The following is a 17,680-nucleotide window of genomic DNA, read 5'->3' as shown; positions in this document are numbered from 1 at the left end:
CGGCAGCCGGCGTCCAACACTTCGATAGCAACCGGCTGAGGCATTGCAATGACCACTATGGTGATGAAGGAAACGCGCTCTTCGAAGCTGGCCAACTTTCTCGGTTGGTTTTCGATTGCGTTAGGACTCGCCGAACTCTTCGCGCCGCGCCGTGTTGGCCGGATGGTTGGCGTCGAAGGCGATGGAAGCCTTGTGCAGGCCTATGGTCTTCGCGAATTTCTCGCCGGCGTCGGCATTCTTGCCGCGCGCCAAAAAGCGCCGTGGCTTTGGGCGCGCGTTGCGGGTGATGCGCTTGATCTGGCGACTCTCGCGCCAGGCCTCTACAGCATTCGTAAAAACCGCCAACTGGCGAGCGGGCTGGCGGTCGCCGCCGTCGCCGCGATCGGGCTGCTCGATATATACAGCGCAGCTCAGGCGCAGGGTCAGCGTTAAGCGGGCCGTCGAGGCGGCGACTTAGGGAGCGCGCATCGCCTAACGGTGCGGCGCGCTCGTGCGTGAAGACGGATGAGAGCGACGCATGCTCCTGTCCACGGCTCTCTCGAATTATTTCAGCGTGTAAAGATAGGCCGTGATATTGCGACTTTTCCCCAACCTTTGCTTGGCGCCTGGCTGATGTTCTCCACATAGACGACGAGGTCCCAAATAACTTCGTTGGACAGCATGGCGCCCCAGGCAGGCATACCGTTGGGCCGGCCATGATAAATGCTGAGATAGATGTTCACCGGCTCGCCGCCGTAGATGAAGAAACGGTTGCTCAGCGCGGGCCCCATGCCGCCGCCGCCGTTCGCCGCGTGACAGCCGACGCAATTGAACGTGTTGAAATAGGACATGCCGCGCTGCAGGGCTTGCGGATCCCCTTTGACGGGATTGATGACCGGGGGCGGCGGCGGCGGATTGCCCGGCAGGAGCGTCGTCACAGGCGCGCGAAGATATTTCTCGCTTGCCTGATAAAAGCCGATCGCGGGCGCAGGTTTCTTCTCAGTCGACTGTGTGGCGGATGTCTCTGGCGATTGCGGCGCTGGCGCGGGGGTCGCCTGGTCAGTTCCAGGCTCGGGCTGCGTCCGGGGCGGCGCTGTGCGCCCGACGGGATGATGCGTGCGCGCGAATGTGGACTCGACCGATACGCAGCCCAATGTCAGAGTTAGTGCAACGGCGGCGTAGGATCGCAAGCGCATCGGCGTCGTCCTAGTCAGCAGGCTCTCGCACGGAGGGGACGCCGAAGCTCGCGAGCAGCGCCGCGATTTCATCGCCCTTGCGTTGGAGAACATCATCGAGTTGTCGTTTGAGCGCCTCGTCGCCTTTGCGCACGCCCATGGCGATTGCGAATGAGAATTTGAGCAGCGCGAATCGCCGCGTCTCGGTAATGGGCGTCACGCGCAGCGGCACGGCGGAGTGAAGGGCGGCGTAGCCGGCAAGCGGTCCCCATGCGGCGGCGACGTCGACATCGCCTTTTGCAACCGCCTCGATCAGACGCGCCGGCGGCGAATCCTGGCGATAATCGCCATAGAGCGCGAAGCCGACGACGTTTTCGACGACGCCAAGCTCGCCAAGCGCGTGCGCTGGCGGCGTGTTCATCCCGTCGTCGCCAATCAGATGCACGCCGATTTTCAACGCGCGAAGACGGGGATCTTCCAGCGACGAGACGGAGATGTCCCGGTCGGCGCGCGACACGAAGACATAGCTTGATCGGTAATAGGGTCGTGTCGTTTCGACGAGATCGTAGTGCGCAGGCACGCCGATGATGACGTCACAGGCGCCTGCCTTAAGTGTGTTGCGGACGAAGCCGCGACGTTGTGCCCACCAGACATAGGAAACAGATTTGCCGAGTTCACGCGCAACGAGCTGAGCAAGCTTGTTTTCGAATCCATGTTCCTGGGAATCCGAGAAGGGCAAATTGTTGGGATCGGCGCAGACTCGCAGACTATCGGCGCGCGCGCCCTCAAGTCCGGCGCAGACTGCAACAGCGAGGCAAAGGAGTCCGGCGGCCCATTTCATGGATGGTCGCCCGGTGTCGCCGGGGCCTCCGCAGGTCGCTGCGTCGCCTCCTTGCCGAGAGAAAAAACCAGCAGCGTTCCGCCGCCGACGGTGTAGAGCGGCAGATCCTGTGACGCGCCGGTGAATCCCAATGCGCCGTTGCGCACGCGGGGATCGACTTCGGCGTTGGCGACGACCCCAGGCCAGCCGCCGACGCCGGAAAGGATGGCGACATATTGTACGTCGTCATTACCGACGAAGGTGACCGGCTGTCCTATCAGGCCGGAGGGCGCACGAATCTGCCAGAGCAATTTGCCTGACCGCGCATCGACGGCTTTAAACATCCTGTCCATCGTGCCGTAAAAGGCGACGTCGCCCGCCGTGACCAGCGCGCCGCTCCAGACGAGCTGATTTTCCGTGATGGACCAGACCTTCGTGCGCTTGACCGGATCCCAGGCCATGAACTCGCCGCGGTGTCCTCCAGGACCTGCGTACATATCGACAGTGGCGCCGACGAAGGGCGTGCCGGCGATATAACTCACTTCGCTTGTCTTGAAGTTGGCGCAAAGATGCTGGTGCGGCACGTAAAGAAGCTTGGTGCGCGGCGACCAGGCTGTTGGTTGCCAGTCTTTGGCGCCGGGCGGGGCTGGACAGACGTTTTCAATCGTCTTGTTCAACTCCGGCTCTAATGCGTGATTGGGTTCAATGCGGCCGGTCTTCAGATCGACGCCCTTGTAGACCGTCACCGTGTCGTAGGGATCGGCCGAGAGAACCTCGCCGGTCTCGCGATCCATCACATACATATAGCCGTTGCGGCCGGGATGAATCAGCGCTTTGCGCAGCGCGCCGTTGATCTCCAGATCGACGAGCACGTTCTCGTTGATCTCGTCGTGATCCCAGAGATCGTGCGGACTCACCTGATACGCCCATTTTGCCATACCCGTATCGGCGTCGCGCGCGAAGATTGTGCTCGTCCAAAGATTGTCGCCCGGCCGCTGATTGGAGTTCCAGGGGCCTGGATTCGCCGTGCCGTAGTAAACGAGATTGAGGTTCGAATCGTAAGACAGCCAGCCCCAGACCGTGCCGCCGCCAGTCTTCCATCGATCAGGTGGCCATGTGTCGACGCCGCGATCCTGTCCTTTCATCCAATCGTAAAAGGGCTTGAACTCCGGGCCGATCAGCACCTCGGAATCAGGGCCGGTGGAATGGGCGCGCCACACGATCTTGCCGGTGTTCTGATCGACGGCGGTCAGCCAACCCCGAACGCCCATTTCGCCGCCGCTATTGCCGGCGAGCACTTTTCCTTTGATCGCCAGCGGCGCCATGGTGATCGTCTCGCCGAGATTAATGTCGCCGAGCTTTGTCACCCACAATTCGACGCCCGTGCGCGCGTCGAGGGCGACCATGTGATTGTCGAGCGTGTTGAGAAAGATCTTGCCATTGTCATAGGCGAGCCCGCGCGTCACCACATCGCAACAGGCGACGCCCTTCGCTGCGATGTCTGGCTTCGGCGCGTAGGACCATTTAAGTTCGCCCGTGGCGGCGTCGAGCGCAAAGACCTGATTGGGGCGCGGCCCGTCATAGGGCGCGGCGACATACAGGACGCCGTCGATAACGAGCGGCGCTGCTTCCTGTCCGCGATCAACTCCAACCGAAAACGACCACGCAAGATTCAGCTGAGAGACGTTCTCGGCGTTGATCTGATCGAGAGTGCTGAAACGCGTATTGGCGTAATCACGCGAAGCGATCGGCCAGTTCTTTTCATCGGCGACGAGATCGGAAAGGCTTGGCTGCGCCGCAGCCGCGATAGGCGCAAAGAGAGAGATAAACAGTCCAAAGCGCCGAGCGCCCGCGCGCCTCAATTTTCCCCGGCAAAAGAGCGGACAGGCAAATAGTTGAACTTTGATGAGCGCAAAGGCCACATGACTTTGTCCCGCGTTCGCAACGTCCGGCATTCGCAACGCTATCGCACGTAGAGCGCGGCCATCCGCCGGGCAAGCGTCACCGGCTACGCGCGGCGCATAGGCTCCGGCCCAGCGACGATGATCAAACGTCATGACGCCCAGAGAGAATTGCGCTCGATATTCCGCGCCAGTGCAGCTATGTTTTTTTTGCGCAGGCGTAGTTTCGCCCGCGTCTGAAAAGGAAGGCGTCAGTCACTGAAGGCGATCCATTCCGCTCGAACCGCCTCGAGCTCATCGGACTGGCGTTAGGCTCGGAGGCTTCGCGGACGATGCATTACGATGCGCTCTTGGCTGCCCTCGTCGCAGGAGTCGTCACTCTCCTCGCGTTTCTTTTTTGGCCAGCGGTGGCGGATCAGCTCCCGGAATTGGCTCGGTCGGCGATCGTCTATCTTTTAGTGCTGCTCGTCGGCGCCTGGATCTTCAACGCCTGGCGCCGAACACGGCGCAAATAGCGGGTTAATCGAGTGAATTATCGACGGGCGAGCGACGAGCTTCGCTTTCCCACTTGACAGCGGTCAATAAACCTACTCTTAACAGCTCGCCATTTAGATCGCGATCTTTCTCAGGCGAACGGGTTCATGCGCTTCCTTAAAAAACTCCCAAGCTTTGCCGCGCCGCTTGTCGGCGTCACGGTTGCGCTCGCCCTGTGCATTGTCGTCTTCGCCTTGTCCTTGGCAGGCATGGATCCCAGCCTCGATTAAAACGGCCTAAAACGTCGCCGTTCATTCGACAGCGGTTTCGACGGCGTCTGCGTCATCGACTTCTTCCAGCACCTCGTCAGTGCTGTCTTCTTCCTCCTCGGCCGTTGTGTCTTCTTCGTCATCAGCCGATGCCAAGAGAACATGATCGGCGACCGGTTCGAGGACCGGCGAGACTGGCGTGGGCCTCGCGAAACTCGTCGAGTAAGGTCGCCTTGCCGCCGAACGCAATACTTCCACGACTTGAAAAGCCGCAGCGCACTTTGGACAGACGATCGGCAAGCGGTTGAGATCGTAAAACGGCGTTGCGCACGTCAGGCATCGGCGTTTCACGCCAAGTTCAGCTTTGGCCATTGAGATCTCCCTTCGAGGTTTGGACTGCGTGCGCTGGCGCGGCAGGATAAATCTTATCGCCCCTGGGACGATTCTGCGCCAAGCGGCTCTCGCCGATTAAGCGACTACGCAGTGTTAGCACGGCGGAGACGTTCGGCCCGCAATAATTCGAGATGGCGCCGTGAAGTCGCACAAACTGCCCACAATACTTGGGGATTCGGTCGCCGGAATGCAAGGCGGAGCCGGTGCGCTGTGAGCGCTGCCGGCATCAACATGGAAAAGAGGACAGATTAAAAAAACCCGAGCGCCACGTGCACTCGGGCGAAAGCCGCCGCTTCAACAGCGGCGGCCAAGGAGAGACGATGCGAGTTTGAGATCCTCGCGCCGTCAGGGCGCCACTCGCGCGACCTGTTAGCGCGAGCGCATAAAGCTAAGCAATGTGGCGCTCAGGCTACCGCCGGTGAACACGATCGTCGCGCCAAGCGCAAGCAACGCGACAAGGTTGAGGGTCAGATCATTCGCCGCGCCGGCTATGGCGAGAATCCCCAGCACGATGACGGCCAAACCCGAAAGCGCCTGAATGCCTGCCGAGCCAAAGGCCATTTCGCTTGCGAGAATTTCGCTGCCGCCGGCGCCCATTTGATCTCTGCTCCTCAGCGACTCCTGGCTGAGCACATGCAGTTGCCACACGGCGTTGCTGCTCAGAAGCAGCGCCGATCCGAACGCGATCGCAGCGACGGGCGTCAGCGTTGCAGGCTCGATGCCGAGCAGCGAAAGCACGCCGAGAACGATGCCGGCAGCGCCGACGAGGAAGACGACGGACAGGCTGCTGCCGCCGAATCCTTCGACGTTCGTGGTTCTCGAGCCAGCTGGAAAGATGATCTGGGCGTATTCGGACAGCATCGTTCCGCCTTGGATCAACAAGGCGACGCCAAAGACGATGGTGCCGATTGACGCCATCATCGGCGCATTCACGCCCGATAATCCTACGATGGCGATAATGACAGTGGCCACACCGCCGATGGCGTCGATCAGGCCTCCATACGCCGCCGTTTCACGAAATGTCGACTCCCGAGAAGTAATGGACATGACAGTGCCTCCAGACTTGCGATATCGCCACACGAGCAAGAGCGCGCGCGATTCCACATAGCGTTGGTTTCACGCAGTCAAGATCGGCACCGCGTTAAGGAACGACGCAGACCGCAAGCCAAGCCGCAGCGCGTGCAAGGTTGGTTCAGTTTGCACGTCGCGAAGTCGAGCGCATAAAGCTAAGAAGAATGGCGTTCAGGCTGCCCCCCTTGAGAACGAGCGCAGAGCCGAGAATGAGCAGCGCCACGAGGTTGAACGTAAGGTCATTCCTGGCGCCGGACACGGCAAGAACGCCGAGCACGACTGCGGCGAAGCCGCCAAAGATCTGAATGCCGGCGGAATCAAAAACCATTTGGTTTGCGAGAATGTCTCTCGAAGACTCCTCGTCCCTGGCGCATGCGCGGCTGACGACATTAAGATGCCATGCAGAGACGCTGCTCAAGATCAGCGCGCCTCCGAATATAATCGACGCGATGGGCGTCAGCACTGCCGAATCGTAGTCCAGCAGCGAAAGCACGCCTAGAGCAATGCCGCCGGCGCCTAACAGAACAAGCGCCGAACGGCTGCTGACGTTGAACATCGGAGAGTTCGCGCCGAACAGCACAGAAAATCCGGCATGGTCAGACATCATGCCATTGCCCCGGATCAACAGCGCGACGCCGAATACAATTGTCGCGATCACGGCCATTATCGGCGCGTAGAAGCCGATGAGTCCGAGAATGGCGAGGATGACGGTTGCAACGCCGCCAACATCATCGATCAAGCCGCCCTGCCTAGCGCGCGCGGGGAAATCCGATTCACCGACCGTTATCGACATGTTCGTCTCCCAACTTCAACGCCCCCAAAAGATAAGATTTAATTAGCGGCCATTTGGCGCCGGCAAGATCGATCAGCGGACGCGCCAAAATTCGCCTTGAGCGTGACCGCGCGCGTCACGTGCTAAGTTTTGAACCGCAAGAACGCGTGAGAGGGCTCGCAGCGCGCCTTCCGTCGCGCAACCGCGGGTTTCGCGTCGGGTCTAAGCCTATGGGGATGTGCGGTCGCGATCACGCTGAGTTGGATCGGGCCCGTCTCGCTGGAGTCGATGTTCGTCGCCTATCGCTCAGGCGGCGGCGCGGCGCTGCAAGGTGCGACGGCAGCACGCCCAGCGGCACGCCAAACGGCGCCCGAGCGGAGGGGCGCGCAGCGCCGGCGTGCGCGTAACTTCGTCAAAAATTCACCGACTGTCGCGGAGGCGAGGTCGCGCTCTCTCGGAGGAGCGCGTCAGTCGAGAGCCTTACCGCCTGCCTCTTCGCAAGCGGCGACGGAGTCCTTGAAGACCCAGCCCTGGCCCTTGCAGGAATTCATACCCTTGCACGCATTTTTGGGTGAGTGACAGTCGGCCTTGCCCTTACAGCTATTGGCGCCGAGGCAATGCACTTTGCCCGTCGACGCCGCCTTTGCGGGCGGCGCAGCGCCAGCGAGAACGATTGAGATCGCAGCAACCGCGAGCGTCGCTCCCTTGCATCTATCCGTTTTCATATTTTCGTCTCATCCCTGTCTGCATTGCACCAAGACGTTTGCCACCATGGTTTACCAATCTTGGATAGTAAAGCAAAAATGCGCACGCCTTGGCGACAGTATTGGACCTATGTGAAGGGCCCCCACACAGCCGCTCTACGTATACGCGTCAGGAATTCGTGAGAATGCTCGACGACTTGTAAATCAACCGAAACGCCGACGCATCTGGGCTGATGGCGCGCCGAAGGCTGTATTTTTGGTATGCAACTTAATATAAATCTCACACCGACCGGTAAGCGTTGACGCCGCGCAGCTGAATCTGGTCGTTCACCTTTGAAGGACGTGACGAGGGCGTTCGAGGCGGATCGCCCGCCGGGAAGTGGATCGTGCGCCTTGTCGCAGCGAGACGGGAGCCGGTTGCGTTGACAAAATTGCCCGAAATCGGTCCGATCAAACGCGATCTGAGCGCGAATGAGCCATGGACCGAGTCTTTTGCAATGTCCGATAGGACGGTCGAAGCCGACCTTGGAAAAGAAGTCGCGTCGCCGTCGCGCGTCCTGCGTCGACGCGAATTCACTCGCCAAGTCTTTCTTCAGATTCATCGAACGATTGGGCTTTTTGCCGGGGCGGTGTTCGTTCTGGTCGGGCTCAGCGGCAGCATTCTCGCCTTTCGCGAGGACATCGACGAATGGCTGAACGCTTCGATCATGCGCGTTGAAATCCCGGCGCCGCCCGCTTCCCGCCCGCTCAATGAAATTCTCGCTGCCGCTATCACGGCGATGCCTGCCGATGGCAAGGCGGAGAGAGTCACAATGCCGCGCCATTCCGCATCGGCGGTGGCGATCACATACATGGTCGAGACCGACGACCTCGACACCGATGTCTACGAGATGTTCGTCGATCCTTACACCGCGAAAGTCAAAGGCCAGCGCCTTTATCTGCATGGAGACAAGACGCTGTCACAGCCCCTTGTCCCAATCATCATGGCCTTTCATTGGACCCTGCTGCTTGGGTTCAACAACGCTTATATACTCGGTTCAATAGCCATACTTATTCTTATCTCTATCCTTGTCGGTCTTTATCTGTGGTGGCCGCGCAATGGCGATTGGCGGCTGGGTTTTAAGATCAAGTGGGGCGCAAGCCCAGAGAGAGTCGTTTACGACGCGCATAGAAGCGTCGGCGCTTACTTCAGCGTTTTCTTGTTGGTTACGCTGTTCACCGGAGTCGCCATGATTTTTAAACCGGCGACGCGTTCCGTGGCGGGGCTTTTTTCCCAGGTGCGCGCAGATCCGGATTATGGAAAGTCGACGCCAATTCCAGGCCGACCGCCGGTCGGCGTCGACGAAGCCGTCGCAATCGCCGATAAAATCTTCTCCGATGGAAGACTTCACTGGGTTCTCCTGCCGAGCACGCCAAGCGGCGTCTACGTCGTCGGCAAGCAGTCGAGAGACGAGCCCAACAGAACCACAACGTTTCGGAATGTCGGCGTCGATCAGTACAGCGGACAAGTTCTGTATGTGCAAGATCGCAGTGCGTCCACCGCAGGGGAGAGGCTCCTCGAATGGCTCTTCCCGCTGCATACCGGCGAGGCTTTCGGCGCGATCGGCCGATCGATCGTTCTGGTGGTCGGGCTGACGCCCTTTGTCCTTTACGTCACGGGCTTTCTGCGATGGCGACAAAAGCGCCGTGCGCGAAGGCGCGCGGCAGACTGACAAATCCGTTCTGACCGTTCCATAAAACGCGGGTTATCGCCCAACGAAGATCGGCATTTCGATCGTGTCCTCGGCGTTCTTCGCCTCGCCAAAGGCGAGCTTGAGCAGGTATTTCCCCTTGTGAGCGGCGTTCGCGTCCAAAGTCACAAAGCCGCTCGAGCGGGGCCGAGACGGTAGAGCGTTGATTTGTTTGAGACCGCCATCCGCGTCGACTTGATAGAAGGAAAGCGCGACGGATTCGTTTCTCGCGTCTTTTTCCATGAGGGTGATGGAAAAAATCAACTTTCCCGTTCCCGGCACGCGATCGCAATATTCGGCATATTTGCTCAAATCGTCCGTCGGCCCTCCGGCGCTCTCTTCGGAATCCGGCAGGAAATACGTCGTGAGGTGCACGGAGTAGAAATCGCTGACCCCAAGACATTCCGAAATCGTGCGATCGCCCGCCTTCACCGCAGGCTGAAGGACGTGCGCCTTCCAGAAATCATTCAAACGCTGGTTGAAAGCCGGCCCCCAGAATGAGTAGGAAAACATCGCGATATTGACGCCGGCGATCAGAACGATGCCCGCGAATAGCAACAAATTCAGGCGAACAGTCGGACGCATCGTTTGTTGTTCCTTGTCCTGCACAAAACGACCACGCTTTGAGAAACATCTCTATGGGCGCACCTCGAACTCCCAAGCGCCGCTGACGAGATGGCCGTCAGCCGAAAGCGCCCGGTAGCGCACAGTGTATTTGCCGGGATTCAACCGATTCACGCTCACCGACACATGGCTTGGATCGGCGCTATCAATCGCCGCGTCGCGCTTGTCGACCCTTTCGCCCGATGCGCTCACAACCGCCAATGCGGCAAAGGCGTCGCGAATGCCGGCGTCGTACCACACTTCCACTTTTCCGATGTCTTCGGCGCCGACGCCGCCTTGTGCGGGCGAGGTGCGGACAACTATCGCATGCGCCAGAATGATCGGCGGTCGCTGGGGCTCTCGCGGCGGGCGCGACGGGCCGGTGAGTTTCATCGCCGGAGCAGCGCTCAGTTGTTGATCGCGACTTGGTGAGTGAGAGACAGAGACAGTTCCGTACGCCGCAGCGGGTTGAGGCGTTGCGCCGACTGACAGGATCGCCGCAAAAAATAGCAGATGCGCATGCCGGTTGACCGACGTCCAGGAAGCGCTTTTTCGACGGGAGAATTTTGCCTGTCCGCTCTTCGTCATGGGGCGAAGTCCGATTTAATCATCATTTTCTAGCCCGCTCGTGCACAAAGACTGCGTCGGCCGCGAGACGCCGATTGCTCATCTTGTCACAGACTTGACCGACGACGCCATTCCGCCGCGGCGCCAAAAATCGCATCGCATCACGTGCAGCGCGCCTTGCGTAAGGCTGCCACGTTGATGGACTTGAGCTTGCCTTTCTCCCTCGATATGCATCTTTTTATAAAAGTGCATACGCCGCAGGCGCGCGGCGCGTCAAGGGAGTCCGCCCGATGATGTGGTTGCTGAACGGCGCGGTCGCTGTCGTTGTGGCGTTTTTCGCGAGTGCGCCGGCGGCGCACGCCCATACGGCGAATATTTCCAGCAGCCGAATCGTGCCGGAAGGCCACGGTCTTTATCGCGTCGAGGTCGGCTTTTTGGGAACTGATATCGAGCGCATGTTCGCCGAAAACAAACCGAAGAGCGACGAGGTCGATCTCACCGAGCCGGGCGTGATCGAGGGCATGATCGGCAAGTTCATTCAAGAGCGCGTCGATTTGCAAAATGCGGAAGGTCAAACTTGCGCGAGCACGGTCGTTTCGGTCGGCGATGATCCGACTAATCCTAGTGACTCAAAAGTCGTGCTGCGGATGGACTGCAGCGCGGTTCAAGGGCAGGTTTTATACAATCCGTTCAGACTTCTTGATGCGCAGGGGCCGCGTGCGAAACATCTCGTCAGCATCGGGGAAAAGGCCGATGAATCCAATCTGACCGAGGCGCAGCGCATGGGCCGCGAGCCAGCCCCCGGGCAGGTGATGATCTATCCCGGCGATGCGATGGTTGATCTCTCCAAGCCGTTGCTGACGCCTTGGGAGCTTGCGCCGAAATTCTTGTCCGCCGGCGTCGAGCACATCGTGACGGGCTATGATCATCTGTGCTTCCTGATCGCCGTGATGCTGTGGGCGACGCGCATCTGGCCTGTCGTCAAGATCGTAACGGCTTTCACCATCTCACATTCGATCACCCTGTCGCTTGCGGCGCTTGAACTCGTCAATTTGCCGAGCAGTTGGGTCGAGATCGCCATCGCGCTCTCGATCATCTATGTGGCGGTCGAGAATTTCTTTACGCGCAAGGTCGACGGGCGCTGGCGCGACACGTTCGCGTTCGGCTTCATCCATGGCTTTGGTTTCGCGAGCGGCCTGATCGAACTCGGCGTTCCTCAGCGGGCCATTGTGCCGGCGTTGGCGAGCTTTAATATCGGCGTCGAAGTCGGGCAGATCGGCGTCGTGCTCGTCGTTCTCCCTTTACTTCTCCTGATCGATAAGAACTTCACTCACGGTCAGCGCAGCCCGTTCCTCGTTCAGGTCTGCTCAGCGATCATCGCCTGTTTTGGCGCTTATTGGTTCTTTGTGCGTATTGCCGAGCTGGGCTAGGAAATTATCGGCGGAGCGCCATCTTCCGTGCGGCCGGCGACGCGGCTCACTCATTCGCTCCTAAAGATGCTGCGGCGTAGTCATATGCCGGGCTTTCGCCCCTTGAACGCTGTTTTTAAGAGCGAACCGCCCCCCAGGGCGAACTGGCTGATGCGGCCTGGAAAAGCTTGTATGGCGCGCACTGCAAAAATTTAAAGACTCGGGAGCGACCGCCGAGAGTCAATTCACGCCGATGGACTTTCATTTCTTTAATGTTTAGTTCAAGCGCCGGGCTGGGGGCGTTAGGCGGAGCGATAGGCAAGTCCAGCGGACCGCCGGCGTTGGCGAGCCCTTTCCCGGCGAAAGCCGCAGGGTGAGGCGGCTCTTCGGAAATCTGGTTTTATTGGAGGAAATCTTATGAGGAAGCTGATAATTGCGCTTGCCGCGGCGGGAGCGCTCGCGCCTTCGCTGTCCAACGCGCAGGTCAAGATCGACATGACCCGCATCACCTGCGGTGAATTGTTGGCGATGCCGGCCGACGATCAAGCAGACTTCGGGGCGTTTATGGGTGGGTGGTTCGCGCAGAAAAGCGGCCGAACCTTCATCGACGTGAACTTATTCCGGAAAAATTCCGCCAGCGTCAAGAGCTGGTGTGCTTCCAATCCGAATGAGTCGGTCATGGCGGGTCTGCAGCGCGCTTTTGAGCAGAAGTAAAAGGAACGGGGAACCACATGAATCGCAAACTTATTTTCGCTGGCGCTCTCGCCGCGGCCGCCTTCGCCGTTCCGGCCAACGCGCAGGTCACGATCGAAATGTCGGAAATCACCTGCAAGCAGTTTGCCGGGTACGACGCAGACACTCAGGACTTCGTCGCCAACTGGATGAGGGGCTATTTCAGCTCCAAGAACAACATCACCGTAATCGAATCGCGCTACGTGAAACGCAATACGGATAAGATCACGCGTTATTGCAAGAAGAAGCCGAATTCTTCGCTCATGGATGCGATCCAGAAGAACGCCCGCTGACCCGAATGAAGCGCACGGCCAGGGAGTCGGCCGTGCGCTTTGCCAATTTCTTTTTGAATTTCATTATTTACAGCTCCAACGCGGCAGTCTGCCGTCGTCCGACTTTCTCAGCTGCGGGAACGGGATGCGCCGGCGCGCCGGAACCGACGCCGATCTCCAGGGTTAAGGTAGGGGCCTGCACGCCGCTGCTGTCTCGAGCTTGAGCGTGCATTCGCGATGGTTCACGCGCGACACGCGGCGAAGAGACGGAGGACGCCTTCGGTGAACGACGCTCCTACGCCATCGGATCCGGCGCCTACGCTGTCTGTGGTCCACCGCGGCGACCCTCGGGCTGGCAGCACACATCCCGCTGCTGCGTGCCGCGTTCTTGTGAATCGCGCCTGATGCTTCCGAGCGCGACGGAACTCGATCGGCTCACTGCGCCGGGCGCCTTTCTATGGGCCACCGGCGTTGAAGACACGTTCATCACCGATCCGCATCCAAGAACCGGGCGCATGCTCGACGAATATGAGCTGACGGACCATTACCGGCGGTGGAAAGAGGATATCGCGTTGATGGCGCAATTGGGGGTTCCCTGCGCGCGCTATGGCGTGCCCTGGCATCGGGTGCAACCGGCGCCGGGGACCTGGGATTTCAGCTTCGTCGACGCCGCGCTCGAGCGCATGCTCGAACTTAACATCGATCCTATCGTTGACCTCGTGCATTACGGTTTGCCGCATTGGATGGAGCACGCGTTCCTCAACGCGGATTATCCAAGGCGCGTGGCAGAATACGCCGCCCGCCTTGCTGAACGCTTCCGTGGGAGGATCAAGTGGTACACGCCGCTGAACGAGCCTCGGATCACCGCATGGTATTGCGGACGTTTGGGCTGGTGGCCGCCGTACGGGCGCAGCTGGTCGAGTTTCGTTGCGGTGATGCTGTCGATCTGTCGCGGAATCGTCGAAACGACCCGTGCGCTACATGACGTCGACCCCGAAATCGTCGCGTTTCACGTCGACGCCACCGATGTTTTCGAGTCGAGCGACCCGGCCTTGGCCGAGGAGGCAGAGCGGCGTCAAAGGATCGTGTTTCTTGCGCTCGATCTCATCAGCGGGCGCGTCGATCCGCGTCATCCGCTGTGGACCTGGCTTCTGAGCCAGGAGGCGGCGGAACCGGCGCTGAACGCCTTTCGAGAACGCCCGCTTGAGCTCTCTGTCATTGGCGTGAATCTTTACCCGATGTTCACGCTCAAACGGATGTCGCGGGATCGTTTCGGGCGACTGCGCGTTCGAATGCCCTACGCGTCAGGCGCGCTCGTGACGAAGATCGGCGAGATGTATTTTGAACGCTATGGCGCGCCGATCATGATCTCGGAAACCGCGACCAAGGGTTCGGTGAGACAGCGACAGGCGTGGCTCACTGACTCGGTCGAGGCGGTGAAGACGCTGCGCGCGGAGGGCGTTCCGATTGTGGGCTATACGTGGTGGCCGATGTTCGCGCTCGTGACATGGGCCTATCGACAGGGGCTGCGGCCGCTCCACGATCATCTTTTGCAAATGGGGCTTTGGGATCTCAATCCTGATCCATCGGGGCGGCTGGAACGTATCGAGACGCCCCTTGTCGACGCCTATCGTCGACTGACGTCCGGTGGCGCGGCTGCGGTGGGTCCGCTCGCGCCAGCGCCTCGGCTGCCGTAGCGCAGCCTCCACGAGCGAACCGGGAGTAAAGGCATGTTTCAGAGTTTCTTTCTTGCGGGTTTCGAGGGGTCGACAGGCTTCAACCGGCACGGCGAGTGGTTCGATCAGGTCGTCGCGACAGGTCACGACGCCAATGTCGACGCGGACTATGCCGACATCGCGCGACTGGGCTTGCATGCCGCGCGTGAGACTGTTCGTTGGCCGCTCGTCGACTGTCGCGGTCGATACGATTTCTCCTCGCTCGAACCCTTCATAGAGGCCGCAAACCGCCACGGCGTAGGGGTGATATGGGATCTCTTTCACTATGGTTTCCCTCAGGACGTCGACCTTTGGTCCGAGGCGTTCCCCCGGCGTTTCGCCGACTACTGCTATGCGGTGGCGCGCTTCGTGGCCGCGCGCATGGATGGTCCCTGCGTCTTCACGCCGATCAATGAGCCTTCCTTCATGGCCTATGCCGGCGGCGAGAAGGCGCTGTTCGCGCCGTACGGGTCGGGACGAGGCTGGGAGCTGAAGGTCGTTCTCGCGCGTGGCGCAATCGCTGGAATCAATGCGATACGCGCCGCCTGTCCCGATGCGCGCTTCGTCAGTGTCGATCCCTTGTGCCGCGTCGTCTGTCCCGAGGACAGGCCGGATCTTTCTCCTCAGGCGCATGATTTCAATAACAGGCTCGTGTTTCAAAGCTGGGACATGTTGTGCGGCAGGCTTCTGCCCGAACTCGGCGGCAGTCCTGAACATTTGGACGTGGTGGGAATCAATTATTACTGGACCAATCAGTGGGAGTTGAACGACACGCCGAACGCTGACGGAAACGTGCCGCCGCTTCACGACGATGATCCGCGCCGAGCGCCGCTCTCGGATCTCGTTCTCTCTGTCTGGCAGCGTTACGGCCGCGAGGTCATGATCACGGAGACCAGTCACGTCGGGGACAATCGTGGACCGTGGCTGTGCGAAGTTGTCAGCGCCTGCCATGCGCTCTTGTTACAGAACGTGCCCTTGCGCGGCGCGTGCCTTTACCCGATCCTGGGAATGCCCGAGTGGCATGATCGCGATCTTTGGACGCCCATGGGTTTGTGGGATCCGCTCTGTCACCGCGACCCCGGCGCAGGCCGGCTTCTATGCGAACCGATGGCGGAAGCGCTTCAAGGCGCAGCGCCGCTCGAAGCGCTTCATCAGGCGCAGCAGGAGGCTGAATCCCGTCGCGCCTCGCAGTTCAATCTTGCGAGGCGCAAGCGCTACGCGGCGCGTTGACGAGATCCTAATCCCCGCACGTCACTCCGCTGCTTCAGCACGTCTCCGCGCTTTTGAAAAAGCGCCGCCTGAAGAGATGAGCGCGTCGTGCGCGCCGCGTTCGACGATTTGTCCTTTGCTCATGACGAAGATGCAATCACAATCGACAACCGACTCCAGACGGTGGGTCACGAGAATAATCGTGCGTGATCCTTTCAGTCGGTGCAGCGTTTCTATCAGCCGACGCTCCTGCTCGGGATCGAGCGCGCTCGTTGGTTCGTCGAGGATGAGGAACGGCGCGTCGGATAGCAGCGCACGCGCGATGGCGATTCGCTGACGCTGACCGCCGGAGAGATTGGCGCCGCCCTCGGCGAGCACGGTTTCATAGCCATCAGGCAGTGGGTGAATGAATTCGGCGGCGCCCGCGTCTTCAGCCGCGCGTTCAATGTCCGCTCGCGTTGCGTTCTGCCGGCCATAAGCGAGATTTTCTGCGATGGTCGCCGGCAGCACGAGGCTGTCTTGTGCGACGAGCGCGAAATGCGCTCTTAGCGCCTCGAGCCGTACGTTCCTGAAGTCGACGCCATCCAGGCGTAGCGCCCCGCTCGTTGGATCGTAGAACCGAAGCATGAGACTTAAGAGTGTGCTCTTGCCGGCGCCGCTCGCTCCGACGAAGGCCACCATCTGGCGCGGCCGTATCGTCGCCGAAACGTCGGTGAGAATTTGCTTGCCGCTCCCGTAGTCAAAACTTACGCGTTCGAGCGTCAGAGTTCGCGGCTTGCTCGAAATCCAACGCGCCGCCGACGCATCGACAACGGCTTCCGGTTCGTCAAGCACATGAAAAACCCGTCGAGACGCGGCCTCGAAAATGCGCACTTTGGCGAAGAACTCGCTGAGCCATTTCAGCGGGTCCCAAAGCTTGCGCAAGTAGTCGATGAAAATGAGCAGCGTCCCGACCGTCATTCCGTCGGCGACGGGCACGAGAAACTGGTCGCGGTAAACGAGCCAGCCTCCATAGCCGAGGATGATCGCGCCTCCCACGGAGAGGATGCCGTCGCGTGCGAGAGGATAGAGCTGTTCCTGCCAATTCAAACTCAGCAGCGCCTCGACGCTTCTGCCGACCGCTCCGGAGAAGCGCCTGAATTCGAAAGCCTCGCGACGGAACGCCTGCGCCAAAGGTATACGCGCCATCGCCTGCTGAATATGCGCGGTCAAATCGGCGTCGATCTGCTTCGAGTCAAGCGCGCGTTTGTGGATTCTGACGCCAAATCGCCAGTTGCTCCATATCATGAAGGGGGCGACGGTAAAGGCCGCCAGCGTTAAACTGACGTTTCGAGAGAAAAGAATAATGGTCATCACGGTGAGCGTTACGGCCGCAACCGAAGTTCCAATCACGACATCGACGATGCCCCACGGGCCGAAGGCGTCTGTCGTCAGACGATAGATCGAATCGCCCTGCGGTCGGCTGCGGTGATACGTGAGGCCAAGATTTTGAAGCTTGGTGAAGAGATCAAACCGCACCCGCGTCGTGCCGCGATAATTGAGGTAATAGTTGATCATCATGCGGCCCATCCAGGCCGTATATCCGACGAGTTGCAGTCCAAGCCCGATCGCGACCAGACCTGCGATCTGCCCCGGCTTGTCCTTCGGCAATATGGCAAGGAAGTAGCTGTGTATCCAGTTGCCTTTCGGTTCGCTGGAAAGCACGGAGTCGACAAGCACCGCCAGCGGCCACGCCTCAAGGAGGCCCACGCTGACGGAGACCGCTATCATCGCGACAAGCGCGGCGATCCGCACCCGGTCTTGTAGGAAGTATGTCAGCGCCCGGCGATAAACCGCGACGTCTGTCATGTCGTGCGTAGAATGCATGGCGCTATAACGCGCCAGC

General features: G+C 60.0%; 19 protein-coding genes. 9 read left to right on the top strand and 10 right to left on the bottom strand.

The window, feature by feature from the left end; genetic code table 11:
* Positions 1-48 precede the first annotated feature (48 nt).
* Positions 49-432, top strand: coding sequence for a hypothetical protein (locus tag A3OO_RS21870; RefSeq protein WP_156824856.1), 384 nt, complete (start codon positions 49-51; stop codon positions 430-432).
* Between the two features lie 116 nt (positions 433-548).
* Here A3OO_RS21870 and A3OO_RS21865 read toward each other — a convergent pair whose 3' ends face one another.
* From A3OO_RS21865 to A3OO_RS0117865, 3 genes are read right to left on the bottom strand one after another with little or no spacing between them, the layout of a single operon-like run.
* Positions 549-1,175, bottom strand: coding sequence for a c-type cytochrome (locus A3OO_RS21865; RefSeq protein ID WP_051080363.1), 627 nt, complete (start codon positions 1,173-1,175; stop codon positions 549-551).
* A 10-nt stretch (positions 1,176-1,185) separates the two neighbouring features.
* A complete protein-coding gene (locus A3OO_RS0117870) occupies positions 1,186-1,995 on the bottom strand; it encodes a substrate-binding domain-containing protein (RefSeq protein WP_018409224.1) in 810 nt (269 codons plus the stop codon).
* Positions 1,992-3,929 carry a PQQ-dependent dehydrogenase, methanol/ethanol family gene (locus A3OO_RS0117865; RefSeq protein ID WP_018409223.1) on the bottom strand — a complete coding sequence of 646 codons (1,938 nt, stop codon included), beginning with the start codon at positions 3,927-3,929 and terminating at the stop codon, positions 1,992-1,994. Before A3OO_RS0117865 ends, A3OO_RS0117870 begins: the two co-directional genes overlap by 4 nt.
* Positions 3,930-4,207: 278 nt before the next feature.
* On the opposite strand from A3OO_RS0117865, the gene A3OO_RS0117860 reads away from it, so the two are divergent.
* Both A3OO_RS0117860 and A3OO_RS24595 read left to right on the top strand, forming a co-directional pair.
* On the top strand, positions 4,208-4,390 hold the full coding sequence (locus A3OO_RS0117860; protein WP_018409222.1) for a hypothetical protein: 183 nt from the start codon (positions 4,208-4,210) through the stop codon (positions 4,388-4,390).
* A gap of 126 nt (positions 4,391-4,516) precedes the next feature.
* Positions 4,517-4,639, top strand: a complete 123-nt coding sequence (locus A3OO_RS24595) for a hypothetical protein (RefSeq protein WP_018409221.1) — start codon at positions 4,517-4,519, stop codon at positions 4,637-4,639.
* Positions 4,640-4,660: 21 nt separating this feature from the next.
* Here the strand turns inward: A3OO_RS24595 and A3OO_RS0117850 are convergent, their stop codons facing one another.
* The 4 genes from A3OO_RS0117850 to bufA2 form a co-directional block, all read right to left on the bottom strand.
* Entirely contained in the window at positions 4,661-4,990 is a 330-nt protein-coding gene (locus A3OO_RS0117850; protein ID WP_018409220.1) for a TIGR02300 family protein, read from the bottom strand.
* Between the two features lie 390 nt (positions 4,991-5,380).
* Positions 5,381-6,058, bottom strand: a complete 678-nt coding sequence (locus A3OO_RS0117845) for a hypothetical protein (RefSeq protein WP_026223119.1) — start codon at positions 6,056-6,058, stop codon at positions 5,381-5,383.
* Between the two features lie 145 nt (positions 6,059-6,203).
* Positions 6,204-6,875, bottom strand: a complete 672-nt coding sequence (locus A3OO_RS0117840; protein WP_018409218.1) for a hypothetical protein — start codon at positions 6,873-6,875, stop codon at positions 6,204-6,206.
* Between the two features lie 446 nt (positions 6,876-7,321).
* Entirely contained in the window at positions 7,322-7,579 is a 258-nt protein-coding gene (bufA2, locus tag A3OO_RS0117835) for a BufA2 family periplasmic bufferin-type metallophore (protein WP_018409217.1), read from the bottom strand.
* A 476-nt stretch (positions 7,580-8,055) separates the two neighbouring features.
* On the opposite strand from bufA2, the gene A3OO_RS0117830 reads away from it, so the two are divergent.
* The gene (locus tag A3OO_RS0117830; protein ID WP_051080418.1) at positions 8,056-9,270 is read left to right on the top strand and encodes a PepSY-associated TM helix domain-containing protein; all 1,215 of its coding nucleotides are present in this window, start codon (positions 8,056-8,058) and stop codon (positions 9,268-9,270) included.
* Between the two features lie 33 nt (positions 9,271-9,303).
* Here A3OO_RS0117830 and A3OO_RS0117825 read toward each other — a convergent pair whose 3' ends face one another.
* Positions 9,304-9,873: a hypothetical protein gene (locus A3OO_RS0117825; protein WP_026223118.1), complete on the bottom strand. Its 570-nt coding sequence runs from the start codon at positions 9,871-9,873 to the stop codon at positions 9,304-9,306.
* A gap of 51 nt (positions 9,874-9,924) precedes the next feature.
* The gene (locus A3OO_RS21860) at positions 9,925-10,284 is read right to left on the bottom strand and encodes a copper resistance CopC family protein (protein WP_018409214.1); all 360 of its coding nucleotides are present in this window, start codon (positions 10,282-10,284) and stop codon (positions 9,925-9,927) included.
* Between the two features lie 464 nt (positions 10,285-10,748).
* On the opposite strand from A3OO_RS21860, the gene A3OO_RS0117810 reads away from it, so the two are divergent.
* From A3OO_RS0117810 to A3OO_RS0117790, 5 genes are all read left to right on the top strand, one after another.
* Positions 10,749-11,888: a HupE/UreJ family protein gene (locus A3OO_RS0117810; protein ID WP_018409213.1), complete on the top strand. Its 1,140-nt coding sequence runs from the start codon at positions 10,749-10,751 to the stop codon at positions 11,886-11,888.
* Positions 11,889-12,284: 396 nt separating this feature from the next.
* Positions 12,285-12,581, top strand: a complete 297-nt coding sequence (locus A3OO_RS0117805; protein WP_018409212.1) for an HdeA/HdeB family chaperone — start codon at positions 12,285-12,287, stop codon at positions 12,579-12,581.
* Positions 12,582-12,598: 17 nt separating this feature from the next.
* A complete protein-coding gene (locus tag A3OO_RS0117800) occupies positions 12,599-12,892 on the top strand; it encodes an HdeA/HdeB family chaperone (RefSeq protein ID WP_018409211.1) in 294 nt (97 codons plus the stop codon).
* Positions 12,893-13,275: 383 nt separating this feature from the next.
* Positions 13,276-14,568, top strand: a complete 1,293-nt coding sequence (locus tag A3OO_RS0117795; protein WP_018409210.1) for a family 1 glycosylhydrolase — start codon at positions 13,276-13,278, stop codon at positions 14,566-14,568.
* Between the two features lie 33 nt (positions 14,569-14,601).
* The gene (locus A3OO_RS0117790; protein ID WP_018409209.1) at positions 14,602-15,816 is read left to right on the top strand and encodes a glycoside hydrolase family 1 protein; all 1,215 of its coding nucleotides are present in this window, start codon (positions 14,602-14,604) and stop codon (positions 15,814-15,816) included.
* Between the two features lie 21 nt (positions 15,817-15,837).
* Here A3OO_RS0117790 and A3OO_RS0117785 read toward each other — a convergent pair whose 3' ends face one another.
* Entirely contained in the window at positions 15,838-17,643 is a 1,806-nt protein-coding gene (locus tag A3OO_RS0117785; RefSeq protein ID WP_018409208.1) for an ABC transporter ATP-binding protein, read from the bottom strand.
* Positions 17,644-17,680: the final 37 nt, after the last annotated feature.

This window comes from Methylocystis rosea SV97, from assembly GCF_000372845.1.
Classification (GTDB): Bacteria; Pseudomonadota; Alphaproteobacteria; order Rhizobiales; family Beijerinckiaceae; genus Methylocystis; species Methylocystis rosea.
Note: the sequence above shows the minus strand (reverse complement) of the source record. Positions and strands in the feature narration are given on the sequence as shown.